We start from the raw sequence: 15,487 nt of genomic DNA, 5'->3' as shown, positions 1-15,487 counted from the left end.
TAACATCGATAGGCTTTTTCCATCGCCCACAAAAAAGCCCCTGACCGGGGCTTGATTGATGTGAGCCGATATTCTGCGCGTTGCGCAGCCCTTCAAGGGGTCAAAACTTCGGCACTGGCGCGCTGGTGGCGTTTCTCAAAGAACCGCTTTCCTGACGCACGACTTCTTTGGGCTTGTAGGCGCAATAACCGGGACGCGGTCCGACTTTCGGGTGGTTGCGGCAAGTGTCCGGGCGCTTGTCATAGATGGTGCACAGGCGGCTTTTACGGTCCAGATACAGGCAGTCGTTGTTGCTCATGCGCTGCAACGTGAAGATTTCCGACTTCTGGTTGTAACGCTCGACGATGCCTTCTTTCTGCAGACGCTTGGCGATGTTCTTGGCCGGGTCGCCGCGTTCGAACTCATCGACGATGCCGATGCGGATCAGGTCCTTGATCTTCACTTCTACCGGCAACGTGCAGCAACTGGATACGCAGCCCCCGCACATGTGGCTGGAGTATTTGGCCCAGGTGTCGATGCGATCGAGTTCTGCGGCGGCGATCAAGGTGGGTTTCATTTTATTTCAGAATTCCGGGTGTATCGGGGCGCGCGATCATACCGGTCCGCGGCCATTTGCAGTAAGTAAAAATTGCCGAGGCGACTGTCGGTCAGTCAGGGCGGGGCGTAATCGGTGGGGATGCGCATGCCTGCCGAGCGCATTCGGTCAGCAGGCATGGCGTAAAAGGCGAACTCAGGACTTGAGCTTGTCGTCGGCCCTGAACATGCTGCGGATGCCGCGCACGGCCTGGCGGATGCGGTCCTGGTTCTCGATCAGGGCGAAGCGCACATGATCGTCGCCGTACTCACCGAAACCGATGCCCGGCGAGACACACACCTTGGCTTCGGCCAGCAGCTTCTTGGCGAACTCCAGCGAGCCCAGATGCGCGTAGGCTTCGGGAATCTTTGCCCAGACGTACATCGACGCCTTGGGGTTTTCGACCATCCAGCCGAGTTCGTGCAAGCCTTTGACCAGCACGTTGCGGCGCTGGCGATACTGCTCGGCAATGTCGAGCACGCACTGCTGATCGCCTTCCAGCGCGGCAATCGCCGCCACCTGCAGTGGCGTGAAGGTACCGTAGTCGTGGTAACTCTTGATCCGCGCCAGTGCATTCACCAGTTCGGGGTTGCCGACCATGAAGCCAATCCGCCAGCCCGCCATGTTGTAGCTCTTGGACAGGGTGAAGAACTCGACTGCAATGTCCTTGGCGCCCGGCACCTGCATGATCGACGGGGCTTTCCAGCCGTCGTAGACGATGTCGGCGTACGCCAGGTCATGCACCACCAGCACGTCATACTGCTTGGCCAGGGCCACCACGCGCTCGAAGAAATCCAGCTCCACACATTGCGCAGTCGGGTTGGACGGGAAGCCCAGAATCATCATCTTCGGCTTGGGAATCGAGCCGCGAATGGCTTTTTCCAGCTCGTCGAAGAAGTCCACGCCTGGCACCAGCGGCACTGATCGCACCTGGGCGCCGGCAATCACGGCACCGTAGATGTGGATCGGGTAGCTGGGGTTGGGCACCAGCACCGTGTCGCCCTGATCCAGCGTGGCGAGCATAAGGTGCGCCAGGCCTTCCTTGGAACCAATGGTCACGATCGCTTCGCTTTCAGGGTCGATGTCGACCTCGTAGCGCTTCTTGTACCAGTTGGATATCGCCCGGCGCAGGCGTGGAATGCCGCGCGAGGTGGAGTAGCCGTGGGTGTCTTCGCGCTGGGCGACGGTGATCAGTTTTTCGACAATGTGCGGCGGTGTGGCCCCGTCGGGGTTGCCCATGCTCAGGTCGATAATGTCCTCACCACGACGACGGGCGGCCATTTTCAGCTCGGCGGTGATGTTGAACACATAAGGGGGGAGTCGATCGATGCGCGCAAAGCGGCGCGGCGAACCTTGGTCTGCCATGAGTATCTCGCGTACGTAAGCGCCCGGAACCGTCCGAGCGACGTGGCCACATGAGGCGGCCTGCCGAGGAAGATAGACGCGCTGACAGCGTTTTGTCCACAAGGATTACAGCGCGAGCTGTACAAATATTGTTCACCCACCAAACGGAGTCGGCGGTGTAGAATCGCGCTATTCATCGCCAGTCATCCCCCGGCGGGTTTATGAGCTCAGGCCGAGTACACGGTGATCCCGTGGTGTTCGGTTTCTTCGCTGCCTGCGGTCACTGCCGCTCGCCTGCGACGTCAATAGAAGCTCACTCCCTTCCTGATCAGCCTTATTTTTGCCGGAGTGCTCCAATGCCTGATTATCGCTCGAAAACGTCCACCCACGGCCGCAACATGGCCGGCGCCCGTGCCCTTTGGCGCGCCACGGGCATGAAGGATGAAGACTTCAAGAAACCGATCATCGCCATCGCCAACTCCTTCACCCAGTTCGTACCGGGCCACGTCCACCTCAAGGACATGGGCCAGCTGGTCGCGCGTGAAGTCGAACGCGCCGGTGGCGTGGCCAAGGAATTCAACACCATTGCGGTCGACGATGGCATCGCCATGGGCCACGACGGTATGCTCTATTCGCTGCCGAGCCGCGAGATCATTGCCGACTCGGTCGAGTACATGGTCAACGCGCATTGCGCCGACGCAATCGTGTGCATTTCCAACTGCGACAAGATCACCCCTGGCATGCTGATGGCGTCGTTGCGCCTGAACATTCCGGTGATCTTCGTCTCCGGCGGGCCAATGGAAGCGGGCAAGACCAAACTGGCCAGCCACGGCCTGGATCTGGTCGATGCGATGGTCATCGCTGCTGACTCGACCGCCAGTGACGAAAAAGTCGCCGAGTACGAGCGCAGCGCCTGTCCGACCTGCGGGTCGTGTTCCGGCATGTTCACCGCCAACTCGATGAACTGCCTGACCGAAGCACTGGGCCTGGCGTTGCCGGGCAATGGCTCGGCTCTCGCCACCCACAGCGACCGCGAGCAACTGTTCCTGCAGGCTGGCCGCACCATCGTTGACCTGTGCCGTCAGTACTACAAGGAAAACGACGATTCGGTGTTGCCGCGCAACATCGCCAACTTCAAGGCGTTCGAAAACGCCATGACGCTGGACATCGCCATGGGCGGCTCGACCAACACCATCCTGCACTTGCTGGCCGCCGCTCAGGAAGCCGAGATCGATTTCGACCTGCGCCACATCGACCGCCTGTCGCGCAAGGTGCCGCAGCTGTGCAAGGTCGCGCCGAACATCCAGAAGTACCACATGGAAGACGTGCACCGCGCTGGCGGGATCTTCAGCATCCTTGGCGAGCTGGCCCGTGGCGGCCTGCTGCACACCGACCTGCCGACCGTGCACAGCAAGACCCTGGCCGAAGGCATCGCCAAATGGGACATCACCCAGACTGACGACGAAGCCGTGCACACCTTCTTCAAGGCGGGCCCGGCAGGCATCCCGACGCAGACCGCGTTCAGCCAGTCGACCCGTTGGGAAAGCCTGGATGCTGACCGTGAAAACGGCTGCATCCGTAGCGTCCAGCACGCCTATTCGCAAGAAGGTGGCCTGGCCGTGTTGTACGGCAACATCGCGCTGGATGGCTGCGTAGTGAAAACTGCCGGTGTCGACGAGTCGATTCACGTCTTCGAAGGCAACGCGAAGATCTTCGAAAGCCAGGACAGCGCGGTGCGCGGGATTCTCGCTGACGAAGTCAAAGCGGGCGACATTGTCATCATCCGCTACGAAGGCCCGAAAGGCGGCCCGGGCATGCAGGAAATGCTTTACCCGACGTCGTACCTGAAGTCCAAAGGGCTGGGTAAGGATTGCGCACTGCTGACTGACGGCCGCTTCTCGGGCGGTACGTCAGGCCTGTCCATCGGTCACGCTTCCCCGGAAGCGGCGGCAGGCGGTGCAATCGGTCTGGTGCGCGATGGCGACAAAGTGCTGATCGACATCCCCAACCGCTCGATCAACCTGCTGATCGACGATGCCGAGATGGCCGAGCGCCGTACCGAACAGGACAAGAAAGGCTGGAAGCCGGTGGAATCGCGTCCACGCAAAGTGACCACCGCCCTCAAGGCCTACGCCCTGCTGGCGACCAGCGCTGACAAGGGCGCGGTACGTGACAAGGCGTTGCTGGACAAACTGGTGCCTTGATCTGCATTGGCAACACTAAAAAGCCCGGCAGAGATGCCGGGCTTTTGTTTACAGCTGGTTTCACACTGTGGGCAGTGAAAGGGAGCGCTCACTTCCTGTCCGCAATCACCCCGATCAGCACCAGCACCACCAGCAGCACCGGCGCCAGGCTGTAGTTGTTGAACTGGCTGAGGCCGCGCACTACCCACGGCGTGGCATAGATCAGCGCCGCGCCGCTGCCGACTGCGCAGAGCAGGGCGATCAGCGGGATGCGCAGGGCACCGGTAATGCCGCTGATTCGCTGTTCCAGCCAGCCTTTGATGTCCGAGCCGAACAGCACCAGCAGGCAGCCCACCAGCGCGAGCGCGATTTCTGAAAGATTGCTGCGACTCCAGCGTGAAACGGTGGCGAGCAGATCGAGTACGAAATCCATGCAGGGTCCTTAGATCAGAAAGTATTGCAGCAGGTCATTGAGGAACAACTGGCCTTGTGGCGTGGCGATCAGGCGTGCCGGGTCCTGGTGCAGCAACCCCTTTTGTTCAGCCTGTCGACGCGCCTCGGTCAGCGAATCGAGGCTTAGACCGGTTCTTTCGCGAAATAACGCAGCGTCCACACCATTTGTCAGTCGCAATGCATTCATCAAGAATTCAAACGGCAATTCATCGAGCGGCAACAGCTTTGCCCCGGCCTGAAACGGCTTGTCCGGGTTCAGGTAATCCTTGGGCAGCCGGGTCTTCCAGGTGCGCATGATGCGTCCGTCCGGATGGCTCAACTTGCCATGTGCGCCTGCGCCGATACCGATGAAATCTCCGAACGCCCAATAGTTGAGGTTATGCCTGGCCGGTTTTCCGGGCTGCGCATAAGCCGACACTTCGTACTGCGCGTAACCATGAGTGGCCAGCAACTGCTGTCCGGTTTCCTGAATATCCCAAAGAATGTCGTCTTCGGGCAGCACCGGTGGCTGATTCCAGAACACCGTGTTGGGCTCCAGGGTCAGTTGATACCAGGACAGGTGGGTCGGCGCGAGGGCAATGGCCTGGCGCAGATCAGCCAGCGCTTCGTCCTGGGACTGATCCGGCAGGCCGTGCATCAGGTCCAGGTTGAAGTTGTCGAAACCGGCCTGACGCGCCATATCGGCGGCACGAATTGCTTCGTCGCCGTTGTGAATGCGGCCCAGCGCCTTGAGTTTGGATTCCTGAAAGCTCTGAATGCCGATCGACAGTCGATTGATGCCCAGGCCGCGATAGGCGCTGAATTTGACCTGTTCGAAGGTGCCGGGGTTGGCTTCCAGGGTAATTTCGATGTCGCTGGCAAAGCGGATGCGTTGTTCCACGCCCTTGAGCAGGCGGCCCAGTGCGTCTGCGCTGAACAGGCTCGGCGTACCGCCGCCAAAGAAGATCGATTGCAGCTCGCGGCCGTAGACGTGCGGCAGGTCCAGGTCCAGGTCGGCGAGCAGGGCGTCGACGTATTCCTGTTCCGGCAGTACGGGGCTTGCGGTGTGCGAGTTGAAGTCGCAGTACGGGCATTTGCGCACGCACCACGGAATATGGATGTACAGCGACAGCGGTGGCAGGTGCGGCAGCGCAGGGCGTGGGCTTTCTGACGAGAAACCGCTCTCGCCGAGAAACAGCGGCTGCGCAGGCGAATCGTGGGTCATTGCAGACCCAGGCGTTGCCGCAACAGGACCATGGCGCGAGCGCGATGGCTGAGCTGGTTCTTCTCGGTCGGGCCCAGTTCGGCACTCGAGCAGTTGCGCTCCGGCACCCAGAACAGCGGGTCATAGCCGAAGCCGTGTTCACCGCTGGCGGCGTGCAGGATGCGCCCGTGCCACAGCCCTTCACAGAGGATCGGCAATGGATCGTCGGCGTGGCGTACCAGCGCCAATACGCAGACGAACTGTGCACCACGCTGGCCGTCCGGCACGTCTTTGAGCGCCTCCAGCAGCTTGGCGTTGTTGGCGGCATCGCCTTGGCCATCGGCGTAGCGAGCGGAATAGATACCCGGCGCACCGCCGAGAAAGTCCACCGCCAACCCCGAGTCGTCGGCCAGCGCCGGCAGCCCGGACAGGCGCGCGGCGTTGCGTGCCTTGAGGATTGCATTCTCGACGAAGGACAGGCCGGTTTCTTCCGGCTCCACCAGGCTGAACTCGCTGACCGAACGCAGCGTTACGCTGCCGCCGAGCATGGCCTGGAGTTCCTTGAGTTTGCCGCCATTGTGGCTGGCCAGTACGAGTTGTGTGAGGTTCATGGTTGGCCTGTCGTGGTGCTTGGAAACGGTCGGTTAAACGGCAATCCTGTGGTCCGTCAGCCCAGGGCTGGTGACGCGGTAGATGCCGATCTCGCCGAGCAGATTGGGCCAGAGTTTACTGGCCCAGCCATGACGGTGCTGCTGATCGACCGCCAGCCTGTCGAGCACCTGCGCATCGCGCTCGCGGCACAGCTCTTCGAAGTCGCCGAAGGTGCAGAAGTGAATGTTCGGCGTGTTGTACCAGGTATACGGCAGGAATTCGGACACCGGCATGCGGCCCTTGCTCGCCAGGTACCAGCGGCAGCGCCAGTGACCGAAGTTCGGGAAGGTGATGATGCACTGGCGACCGACGCGCAGCATCTCGTCGAGGATTCGGTCCGGGTAATGCACCGCTTGCAGGGCCTGGGTCATGACCACGACGTCAAAGCTGTTGCTGGCAAAGTTGCCCAGCCCCTTGTCGAGGTCCTGCTCGATGACGTTGATGCCCTTGGCGACACACTCGGCAATGTTGGCCGCGTCGTTTTCCAGCCCGTAACCGGTGACCTGCTTGTGGTCACGCAGCCAGGTCAGCAATTCGCCGTCGCCACAACCCAGGTCGAGCACGCGGCTGCCTGCGGGAATCCACTCCTGGATGATTTCCAGATCGGCTCTCATGACGTCCTCACAACGAAATTCGGTTCATGTAATTACCGAAAGCCTGCAAGTAGCGCGGAATCGGGATCAGAAAGGCGTCGTGGCCTTGAGGTGCGTCGATTTCCAGATAGCAGACGTCCTTGCGTGCAGCCATCAGTGCGTCCACAAGCTCTCGCGAGCGGGCCGGCGAGAAGCGCCAGTCGGTGGTGAACGACATCACGCAGAATTTGGCAGTGGCGTTGGCGAAGGTCTTGGCCAGATCGTCGTTGAAGTTGGCGGCAGGGTCGAAGTAATCCAGCGCTTTGGTCATCAACAGGTAGGTATTGGCGTCGAAACGCCCCGAAAATTCTTCACCCTGATAACGCAGGTAGCTCTCGACCTGAAACTCGACGCTGTGGAAGTCGTAGTTGAGTTTTTCGCTCTTCAGACCACGGCCGAATTTCTCGCCCATCGAGTCATCCGACAGGTAGGTGATGTGCCCGACCATCCGTGCCAGCATCAGGCCGCGTTTGGGGATCACACCGCGCTCCTGGAACGAGCCACCGTGGAATTCAGGGTCGGTGAGAATGGCCTGACGTGCCACCTCGTTGAACGCGATGTTCTGTGCCGACAGCTTGGGGGCCGAGGCGATTGCCAGGCAATGGCGCACGCGATCCGGGTAGCTGATGGTCCATTGCAGTGCCTGCATGCCACCCAGACTGCCGCCAATGACCGCAGCCCAGGTGTCGATGCCCAGCAGATCCGCCAGTCGGGCCTGACTGTTGACCCAGTCTTCTACGGTCACCACCGGGAAATTGGCACCGAACGGCTTGCCGGTGTCCGGGTCGATACTGCTCGGGCCGGTCGAGCCATTGCAGCCGCCAAGATTGTTAAGGCTGACGACGAAGAACTTGTTGGTGTCGATAGGCTTGCCGGGACCGATACAGCTATCCCACCAGCCCGGTTTGCGGTCATCGGCACTGTGAAAGCCCGCGGCATGGTGATGCCCGGACAGCGCGTGGCAGATCAGCACGGCATTGCTGCGGGCTGCATTGAGCTGACCGTAGGTTTCGTAAATCAGGTCATAGGCTGGCAACGAACGACCGCACGCCAGCGCCAGAGGCTCGCTGAAGTGCGCCGTCTGTGGTGTGACCAGTCCGACAGAATCGTGAGGGAATACCGTGGGCATCGACCCTGCTCTCGCATAAATGAGGCGTAAGTCTAAAGACCGCGGGGTGCAGCGGCAATAAGCGATGTTGTGAGGCACAAATCAGCTGCACCTCGGGACAGGACGCAGAGCGTCCAGAACGACATGCGACGCGGAGCGTCGCACGATAGTTGAGGTTATCGTTCCTCACGCTCCAGCGTGGAACAAGATTGCTTACATCAGCAACCGCAGCACATCCGGCATGTTGCTCATGGCGGCGAGGTTGTTGATGACCAGCATGTCCAGCAACTTGAGCACCAGGAATGCGAGGATCGGCGAGATATCCAGCCCGCCCAGGTTCGGAACGATCTTGCGGAACGGTGCCAGGGCGGGTTCACAGATCTGGTTGACCAGTTCTGCGCCGGGGTTGCTGCTACCCGGTGCTACCCACGACAGAATCACGCTGATGATCAGGGCAAAGAAGAATATCTTCAGAAACAGTGCGGTTACGCCGATGATCGACCAGAGCAGCAGGTGCAGCGGATCGCCCGTGGTGCCGAACATCAGCAGCAGGGTCAGGGCCATCAGCACCATCTGCACGATGATCGCCAGTACCAGCGAAGACATGTCCAGCCCGCCCAGGCTGGGGATGATGCGCCGCAGCGGCTTGAGCAACGGCTGGGTGGCGCGCACGATGAACTGGCACAGCGGGTTGTAGAAATTGGCCCGCACCAGTTGCAGCACAAAGCGCAACAGCACGATCAGCAGGTAAAGACTGCCAAGCGTTTGCAGGACGTAAATTGCAGCGGTGTTCAATCCGATCATCGATCTGCTCCAGGAAACCCGAAAATTATTTGCCCAGTTGCTCAGCCAGCTCGGCTGCACGATGATCTGCGGCAGTCAGTGCCGTTTCCACCAGTGCTTCAAAGCCGCCTGCCTGAAATGCCTTGATGGCCGCCTCGGTGGTCCCGCCCGGCGAGGTGACACGACGACGCAGCTCGCCCGCACCCACATCGCTGCCGGTCGCGATCAGTGCCGAGCCCAGTGCGGTTTGCAGGGTCAGCTTTTTCGCGATGTCTTCCGGCAGGCCCAGTTTTACACCTGCCGCGGTCATCGCTTCCATCATCAAAAAGAAGTACGCAGGGCCACTGCCAGACACGGCCGTTACAGCGTCCATGTGTTTTTCCTGCTCGACCCAGACCGCTACGCCGACGGCAGACAGCAGTTGCTCGGCCTGCCCGCGTTGTTCGGCAGTGACCTTGTCGGTGGCATACAGCCCGCTGGCCCCCTGACGCAGCAGCGACGGGGTATTGGGCATGCAGCGCACCACCGGCTGATCGCCAAACCATTGAGTCAGGCTAGCGCAGGTAATGCCGGCCGCAACCGACACAATCAGCTGATTGGCTTCAAGGCTGGACTTCAAAGCCTGGCAGACGTTTTTCATCATCTGCGGCTTGACCGCCAGCACCACGACATCTGCGCCCTTGATCGCCTCGGCGTTGTCGGCAAATACCTGGATGCCATGATCGTTGGCGATGCGTTCGCGGGTTTCGGCACCCGGCGCGCTGGCACAGATCAGTGCCGCGTCCACGCCTTGGGCGCGCAGGCCGCCGATCAGGCTGGAAGCCATGTTTCCGGCACCGACGAAGGCAATACGAGTCTTGCTCATGAAGGGGTCCTTGTGGGGAAGGTTATGGCTGGCCATAGTCGCGGGCGCCAAAGAGAGCTGTGCCGATACGCACCCAGGTTGCGCCTTGTGCAATGGCGGCTTCCAGGTCGTGGCTCATGCCCATGGAAAGTGTGTCGAGCGCCAGGTTCAATTGCTCCTGCAACGTGCGCACAGCGGCGAACGAGGCATGCTGAGCCGCAGGGTCGTCTGTGGGCTCGGGGATCGCCATGAGGCCGCGCAGCTTCAGTCGCGGCAGGGCGATGATGGCGGCGGCCAGCTCCGGCAGGTCCTGAGGCGTGCAGCCCGACTTGCTGGCTTCGCCACTGACGTTTACCTGAATGCAGATGTTCAGTGGCTCAAGCGCCTCGGGGCGTTGCTCGGACAGGCGTTGGGCGATTTTCAAGCGGTCCACGGAATGTACCCAGGCGAAGTTCTCGGCGATAGCGCGCGTCTTGTTCGATTGAATGGGGCCGATGAAGTGCCAGCACAAGGGCAGGTCGCTCAGTTCGAGTTGTTTGCCCAGTGCTTCCTGTAAATAATTTTCGCCAAAGTTGCGTAAGCCTGCGGTGTAAGCTTCACGCAAGTCGCCGGCGGGCTTGGTTTTGCTCACCGCCAGCAGGCCGACGGACGCCGGTTCGCGGTTGGCGGCGAGGGCTGCGTCGCGAATTCGTTGTTCGAGCGTTGAAATGTTCGCTGCTATCGTGGACATTGATTTGCGCCAGCAGGGCTAAAGTCTGCGGCATTCTATGTGATTGAGGAGCTGTATGGATATTACCGAGCTGCTGGCCTTCAGTGCCAAACAGGGCGCGTCGGACTTGCACCTCTCTGCAGGTCTGCCACCGATGATCCGCGTCGACGGCGATGTGCGGCGTATCAACCTGCCCCCGCTGGACGCCAAAGAGGTCAAGGCGCTGATCTACGACATCATGAACGACAAGCAACGGCAGGATTTCGAGGAGCGTCTGGAAACCGACTTTTCCTTTGAAGTGCCGGGCGTTGCGCGTTTTCGGGTCAACGCATTCAACCAGAATCGCGGCGCAGGCGCGGTGTTTCGTACCATTCCCTCGAAAATCCTGAGCATGGAAGACTTGGGGATGGGCAGTGTGTTTCGGAAGATTACGGATGTGGCGCGCGGCCTGATTCTGGTCACCGGACCGACCGGCTCAGGCAAGTCGACGACGCTGGCGGCGATGATCGACTACCTCAATTGCAATAAGCATCACCACATCCTGACCATCGAGGACCCGATCGAATTCGTTCACGAGTCGAAGAAGTGCTTGGTCAACCAGCGCGAAGTTCATCGCGATACGCTGGGCTTCTCGGAAGCGCTGCGCTCGGCCCTGCGCGAAGACCCGGATGTGATTCTGGTCGGCGAGATGCGCGACCTGGAGACCATTCGCCTGGCGCTGACCGCCGCTGAAACCGGCCACCTGGTGTTCGGCACGCTGCACACCACGTCAGCAGCCAAGACCATTGACCGGATTGTGGACGTGTTCCCGGCTCAGGAAAAGTCGATGATTCGCTCGATGCTCTCCGAATCGCTGCACGCAGTGGTTTCACAGGCGCTGCTCAAGAAGGTCGGCGGCGGACGGGTGGCCGCGCATGAAATCATGATGGGCACGCCCGCGATCCGTAACCTGATTCGCGAGGACAAGGTGGCGCAGATGTATTCGTCGATCCAGACCGGCGGTTCGTTGGGTATGCAGACGCTGGATATGTGCCTGGCTGATCTGGTGAAGAAAGGCCTGATCACCCGCGAAAGCGCTCGTGAGCGGGCCAAGGTGCCAGATAACTTCTGATCGCAGGGATGCTGCAGGAACGAAAAAGGGGTCTTGAACGCGTTCAAGACCCCTTTTTCNATTCACGCCAAAATCAGCGCTGAACCACGCGCATCTGGCCGGGCTGTTTTGGCAGAACGCGCTTGGCGATCTTGTAGTGACTGTTCCAGTACGGCTTGTTCAGCGTATCGACAGTTACGGCCTTGCCACGACGTGGCGCATGCACGAACTTGTTGTCACCCAGGTAAATGGCGACGTGGTTGATGTTGCGGCTCTTGATGTTGAAGAACAGCAAGTCACCCGGTTTCAGATCCTTGCGGTCCACCGTCTGTCCATGACCTTGGGCCATGGCATTGGAGGTGCGTGGCAGGTCGACCTCACGCACATCCGTGTAGGCATATTTGACCAGCCCGCTGCAGTCCAGACCCTTGCCGGGTGTGGTGCCACCCCAGCGGTAAGGCGTACCGACAGCCTGCAAGGCACGTTTCACGACGGCATTGCCCTGTTTGGCAGGGATAGCAGCCGACGCCTGCAAGGTGGCCTTGCTGGCGTTCTTGCGTGAAACCGGCTTGGAAGCGCGGGCATTTTTGGGGTGAACGGATACTGGTGTGGCTTCCTGGGGTGCATTGCGAGTCGCGAGTGCCGGTGAAGAATGACTTTTGGCGGTGTAGCCCGTGAAGCTCGCAGGAAGTTGTTGCTCACGATTGGTGGCGTGGGCGGCCAGTGGCATAAAAAGGCAAATGGTTAGCCATGTCTTGAAAAAAGGACGCATTCGGCAGGGCTCGTAGTGGTCAGCGCGCAACTTTATAACAGCTTTTTCGGAAAATCTGACCCCATTTGTCGAGCGCATCACACTGGTATCGTTGCGTTTTATGCGACAGACTCTTTCTTTTTTCTTGCTAATCCCTTTGACGACAAGGGCTTGGCGGCATAAACCCGCCTCATGTGCCATACGTCGGAAGAGGGAAACCAAGTCACAAATTTGTTATGTATTTTTTTCTATCAGCGCAAAGAGGGTAAAAATGAACGCCTATCGTTCGGACACGCACAGCAAGGTCATGGGCTACCTGATGTGGATTTTCGGGTTCCTGGGGGCGCATCGCTTTTACTACGGCAAGCCGGTCACCGGGACCATCTGGTTCTTCACCTTCGGTCTGTTTGGTATTGGCTGGCTGATCGACCTGTTTCTGATCCCGTCGATGGACCGCGAAGCCGACCTGCGCTTTACCTCGGGTTCCACCGATTACAGCCTGGCGTGGATCCTGCTGACCTTCCTGGGCCTGTTTGGCGTACACCGCATGTACCAGGGCAAGTGGATCACCGGCATTATCTACCTGTGCACGGGCGGGTTGTTTCTATTGGGGATTCTGTATGACTTCTGGACCCTGAATGACCAGATATCGATGAAGAACGCCCGACGCGGGTAAGGCTTGGGGCGAGGGGCTGACGCAGAGGGTGGTCCGGCCCGGTCACCTATCGTTGCTCACGCTCCAGCCCAGACACCTCTCGTTCCTCACGCTCCAGCTTGGGAATGCCTTTCGTGACGCTCCGCGTCACAAATCTGCGCGGCACCACAGACTCGTGATCGAACGCAGAGCGTCCAGCAGGGCATCACCACGCGGAGCGTGGTAACGAGAGTCTGAGGCCTTAAGCTCAACGGCTGTAGCTGATCCGTCCATCCACCAGCGTGTAGCGTATCGAGCCGGGCAGGCAGTGGCCGATGAAGGGGCAGTTTTCGCCTTTTGACAGCCAGGTCTCGCCTGCAACCGTCGAGGCGGCAGGGTCGAACAGCACGATATCCGCTGGCGCACCGGCACTCAGCTTGCCGGCCGGCAGGCGCAGCGCGGCGGCAGGGCCGCTGCTCAGACGAGCGATCAGGGTCGGCATGTCGAGCAGGCCGTCATCCACCAGCGTCATGGCCAGCGGCAACAGCAACTCCACGCTGCTGATGCCCGGTTCCGTAGCGCCAAACGGTGCCAGCTTGGCGTCACGCTCATGCGGCTGGTGATGGCTTGAAATCGCCTGAATGACACCGCTCTTCACCGCTTCACGCAGACCATCGCGGTCGGCGCGAGTGCGCAGTGGCGGCTGGACGTGATAGAGGCTGGAGAAGTCGATCAGCGCCTCGTCAGTCAGAATCAACTGATACAACGCTACATCCGCCGTCACCGGCAGACCGCGTGCCTGGGCCTGGGCAATCAGCGCCGCGCCACGCGCACTGGTCAACTGGCTGAAGTGCGCGCGCACACCGCTTTGCTCGACCAGCAACAGGTCGCGAGCCAGCGCCACTGTCTCGGCCGTCTCGGGAATGCCCGCCAGGCCCAGAAACGCCGCCGTCGCGCCATCGTGCGCCAGACCGCCTTCGGCCAGATCACGATCCTGCGAATTGAAAATCACCGTCAGGTCGAAGGTGGCCGCATATTCCAGCGCCCGGCACAGCGTACGGGTGTTGCTGAAGCTGCTCAGACCGTTGCCGAATGCCACGCAGCCTGCGTCGCGCAGGGCGATCAGCTCCGCCAGTTGTTCGCCTTCCAGGCCCTTGCTCAGTGCGCCGACAGGAAACACCTTGCTGAAACCGGCTTCACGGGCGCGGTCCAGAATCAGTTCGGCCACCGCCGAGGTGTCTAGCACCGGTTTGGTCTGCGGCGGGCAGCACAGGCTGGTCACGCCGCCTGCCACCGCCGCGCGGGTTTCGCTGGCGATGCTGCCTTTGCGGCTGTAGCCCGGCTCGCGCAGGGACACGTTGAGGTCGACCAGACCGGGCGCTGCGACCAGTCCGGTAGCATCGATGGTCTGGGTGGGCTCGAAACCCTCCGGAGCGGCACCGATAGCGGTGAGCTTGCCTGCTTCAACGTGCAGGTCGGTAATCTGATCCATCCCGCTGACCGGGTCGATGACGCGAGCGCCGAGGATGCTGAGCTTCACTGGGCGTTCTCCTGTTCGAATTGGCGTTGTGCGTTTTGCCCGCTCATGGCCATGGACAGCACTGCCATGCGGATTGCGATGCCGTAGGTCACTTGATTGAGAATCACCGAATGCGCGCCGTCGGCCACTGCCGATTCGATCTCCACGCCGCGGTTGATCGGGCCGGGGTGCATGACAATCGCATCCGGCTTCGCGGCCGCAAGGCGCGCTGTGGTCAGGCCGAACAGGCGGTAGAACTCGCCTTCGCTGGGCAGCAGCCCACCGGTCATGCGTTCGCGTTGCAGGCGCAGCATGATCACCACGTCCACGTCCTTCAAGCCTTCGTTGAGGTCGGTGTAGACCTTCACCCCATATTGTTCGACGCCGACCGGCAGCAGGGTTTTCGGCCCTATCACGCGGATGTCCGGGCAGCCGAGCGCCTGGAGCGCGAGCATGTTGGAGCGCGCTACCCGTGAATGCAGGATGTCGCCAACGATAGCCACCGACAGGTTTTCAAAGCCGCCCTTGTGCCGACGAATCGTCAGCATGTCGAGCATGCCCTGGGTCGGGTGTGCGTGACGGCCATCGCCGCCGTTGATGATCGCGACATCCGGGCATACGTGTTCGGCGATGAAGTGCGCAGCGCCCGAATCTGCGTGACGCACAACGAACATGTCGGCGGCCATCGCCTCAAGGTTGCGCAAGGTATCGAACAGCGTTTCGCCCTTGCTGGTGGACGAGGTCGAGACGTTCAGCGTGATCACGTCTGCCGACAGCCGCTGCGCAGCCAGTTCAAAGGTGGTGCGGGTACGGGTGGAGTTCTCGAAGAACACGTTGCACACCGTCTTGCCGCGCAACAGCGGGACTTTTTTCACCGCCCGCGCGCCGACTTCAAGGAACGAGTCAGCGGTGTCGAGAATTTCGGTAAGCAGCTCGCGGGGCAAGCCGTCCAGAGACAGAAAATGGCGCAGCTGGCCCTGGTGGTTGAGCTGCAGCGGGCGCTTGGCGTCGAGAGGCGTCATCGCAATG

At 60.7% G+C, this 15,487-nt stretch carries 16 protein-coding genes; 3 read left to right on the top strand and 13 right to left on the bottom strand.

The genetic code is table 11. The features are described from left to right. Nucleotides 1–100: 100 nt before the first annotated feature. Both AO068_RS04260 and alaC read right to left on the bottom strand, forming a co-directional pair. Nucleotides 101–556 carry a YkgJ family cysteine cluster protein gene (locus AO068_RS04260; RefSeq protein ID WP_002551717.1) on the bottom strand — a complete coding sequence of 152 codons (456 nt, stop codon included), beginning with the start codon at nt 554–556 and terminating at the stop codon, nt 101–103. Between the two features lie 174 nt (nt 557–730). Then, a complete protein-coding gene (alaC, locus tag AO068_RS04255; protein ID WP_002551718.1) occupies nt 731–1,939 on the bottom strand; it encodes an alanine transaminase in 1,209 nt (402 codons plus the stop codon). Nucleotides 1,940–2,274: 335 nt separating this feature from the next. Here alaC and ilvD point away from each other — a divergent pair, with 335 nt between their 5' ends. Next, nucleotides 2,275–4,122 (top strand): dihydroxy-acid dehydratase, encoded by a 1,848-nt coding sequence (ilvD, locus tag AO068_RS04250; RefSeq protein WP_058407736.1) that lies wholly within the window; start codon nt 2,275–2,277, stop codon nt 4,120–4,122. Between the two features lie 88 nt (nt 4,123–4,210). On the opposite strand, the gene AO068_RS04245 is transcribed toward ilvD, so the two are convergent. From AO068_RS04245 to AO068_RS04210, 8 genes are all read right to left on the bottom strand, one after another. Further along, entirely contained in the window at nt 4,211–4,534 is a 324-nt protein-coding gene (locus tag AO068_RS04245) for a DUF3392 domain-containing protein (RefSeq protein ID WP_002551720.1), read from the bottom strand. 9 nt (nt 4,535–4,543) lie between these two features. Then, nucleotides 4,544–5,758: a radical SAM family heme chaperone HemW gene (hemW, locus tag AO068_RS04240; protein WP_058407735.1), complete on the bottom strand. Its 1,215-nt coding sequence runs from the start codon at nt 5,756–5,758 to the stop codon at nt 4,544–4,546. After that, nucleotides 5,755–6,348, bottom strand: a complete 594-nt coding sequence (gene rdgB, locus AO068_RS04235) for an RdgB/HAM1 family non-canonical purine NTP pyrophosphatase (protein ID WP_058407734.1) — start codon at nt 6,346–6,348, stop codon at nt 5,755–5,757. The genes hemW and rdgB overlap by 4 nt, the downstream gene beginning before the upstream one ends. Nucleotides 6,349–6,381: 33 nt before the next feature. Next, complete coding sequence (metW, locus tag AO068_RS04230) at nt 6,382–7,002, bottom strand: methionine biosynthesis protein MetW (protein WP_003316724.1); 621 nt, start codon at nt 7,000–7,002, stop codon at nt 6,382–6,384. A 7-nt stretch (nt 7,003–7,009) separates the two neighbouring features. Then, entirely contained in the window at nt 7,010–8,149 is a 1,140-nt protein-coding gene (metX, locus tag AO068_RS04225) for a homoserine O-succinyltransferase MetX (protein ID WP_003432070.1), read from the bottom strand. 192 nt (nt 8,150–8,341) lie between these two features. After that, the gene (locus AO068_RS04220; protein WP_002551725.1) at nt 8,342–8,932 is read right to left on the bottom strand and encodes a YggT family protein; all 591 of its coding nucleotides are present in this window, start codon (nt 8,930–8,932) and stop codon (nt 8,342–8,344) included. A 25-nt stretch (nt 8,933–8,957) separates the two neighbouring features. After that, nucleotides 8,958–9,776, bottom strand: coding sequence for a pyrroline-5-carboxylate reductase (gene proC / locus AO068_RS04215; protein ID WP_058407733.1), 819 nt, complete (start codon nt 9,774–9,776; stop codon nt 8,958–8,960). A gap of 22 nt (nt 9,777–9,798) precedes the next feature. Further along, the gene (locus tag AO068_RS04210) at nt 9,799–10,485 is read right to left on the bottom strand and encodes a YggS family pyridoxal phosphate-dependent enzyme (protein WP_002551727.1); all 687 of its coding nucleotides are present in this window, start codon (nt 10,483–10,485) and stop codon (nt 9,799–9,801) included. 55 nt (nt 10,486–10,540) lie between these two features. Here AO068_RS04210 and AO068_RS04205 point away from each other — a divergent pair, with 55 nt between their 5' ends. Then, entirely contained in the window at nt 10,541–11,575 is a 1,035-nt protein-coding gene (locus AO068_RS04205; protein WP_002551728.1) for a type IV pilus twitching motility protein PilT, read from the top strand. Nucleotides 11,576–11,648: 73 nt separating this feature from the next. Here the strand turns inward: AO068_RS04205 and AO068_RS04200 are convergent, their stop codons facing one another. After that, nucleotides 11,649–12,326, bottom strand: a complete 678-nt coding sequence (locus tag AO068_RS04200; RefSeq protein WP_058407732.1) for a C40 family peptidase — start codon at nt 12,324–12,326, stop codon at nt 11,649–11,651. 250 nt (nt 12,327–12,576) lie between these two features. Here AO068_RS04200 and AO068_RS04195 point away from each other — a divergent pair, with 250 nt between their 5' ends. Beyond that, a complete protein-coding gene (locus AO068_RS04195; protein ID WP_057459276.1) occupies nt 12,577–12,981 on the top strand; it encodes an NINE protein in 405 nt (134 codons plus the stop codon). 226 nt (nt 12,982–13,207) lie between these two features. On the opposite strand, the gene AO068_RS04190 is transcribed toward AO068_RS04195, so the two are convergent. Both AO068_RS04190 and AO068_RS04185 read right to left on the bottom strand, forming a co-directional pair. Then, nucleotides 13,208–14,479, bottom strand: coding sequence for a dihydroorotase (locus tag AO068_RS04190; RefSeq protein WP_058407731.1), 1,272 nt, complete (start codon nt 14,477–14,479; stop codon nt 13,208–13,210). Then, a complete protein-coding gene (locus tag AO068_RS04185) occupies nt 14,476–15,480 on the bottom strand; it encodes an aspartate carbamoyltransferase catalytic subunit (protein ID WP_004666454.1) in 1,005 nt (334 codons plus the stop codon). The genes AO068_RS04190 and AO068_RS04185 overlap by 4 nt, the downstream gene beginning before the upstream one ends. Nucleotides 15,481–15,487 lie beyond the last annotated feature (7 nt).

Source organism: Pseudomonas sp. ICMP 3272 (assembly GCF_001466905.1).
Classification (GTDB): Bacteria; Pseudomonadota; Gammaproteobacteria; order Pseudomonadales; family Pseudomonadaceae; genus Aquipseudomonas; species Aquipseudomonas amygdali.
This window is presented reverse-complemented; position numbering and strand designations above follow the sequence as displayed.

Excerpts from the sequence above, each read along its gene's own strand:
- proC (WP_058407733.1), bottom strand. The coding sequence starts at position 9,776 with ATGAGCAAGACTCGTATTGCCTTCGTCGGTGCCGGAAACATGGCTTCC.
- rdgB (WP_058407734.1), bottom strand. The coding sequence starts at position 6,348 with ATGAACCTCACACAACTCGTACTGGCCAGCCACAATGGCGGCAAACTC.
- AO068_RS04205 (WP_002551728.1), top strand. The coding sequence starts at position 10,541 with ATGGATATTACCGAGCTGCTGGCCTTCAGTGCCAAACAGGGCGCGTCG.
- alaC (WP_002551718.1), bottom strand. The coding sequence starts at position 1,939 with ATGGCAGACCAAGGTTCGCCGCGCCGCTTTGCGCGCATCGATCGACTC.
- AO068_RS04220 (WP_002551725.1), bottom strand. The coding sequence starts at position 8,932 with ATGATCGGATTGAACACCGCTGCAATTTACGTCCTGCAAACGCTTGGC.
- ilvD (WP_058407736.1), top strand. The coding sequence starts at position 2,275 with ATGCCTGATTATCGCTCGAAAACGTCCACCCACGGCCGCAACATGGCC.
- hemW (WP_058407735.1), bottom strand. The coding sequence starts at position 5,758 with ATGACCCACGATTCGCCTGCGCAGCCGCTGTTTCTCGGCGAGAGCGGT.
- AO068_RS04195 (WP_057459276.1), top strand. The coding sequence starts at position 12,577 with ATGAACGCCTATCGTTCGGACACGCACAGCAAGGTCATGGGCTACCTG.
- AO068_RS04245 (WP_002551720.1), bottom strand. The coding sequence starts at position 4,534 with ATGGATTTCGTACTCGATCTGCTCGCCACCGTTTCACGCTGGAGTCGC.
- AO068_RS04185 (WP_004666454.1), bottom strand. The coding sequence starts at position 15,480 with ATGACGCCTCTCGACGCCAAGCGCCCGCTGCAGCTCAACCACCAGGGC.
- AO068_RS04200 (WP_058407732.1), bottom strand. The coding sequence starts at position 12,326 with ATGCGTCCTTTTTTCAAGACATGGCTAACCATTTGCCTTTTTATGCCA.
- AO068_RS04210 (WP_002551727.1), bottom strand. The coding sequence starts at position 10,485 with ATGTCCACGATAGCAGCGAACATTTCAACGCTCGAACAACGAATTCGC.
- metW (WP_003316724.1), bottom strand. The coding sequence starts at position 7,002 with ATGAGAGCCGATCTGGAAATCATCCAGGAGTGGATTCCCGCAGGCAGC.
- metX (WP_003432070.1), bottom strand. The coding sequence starts at position 8,149 with ATGCCCACGGTATTCCCTCACGATTCTGTCGGACTGGTCACACCACAG.
- AO068_RS04260 (WP_002551717.1), bottom strand. The coding sequence starts at position 556 with ATGAAACCCACCTTGATCGCCGCCGCAGAACTCGATCGCATCGACACC.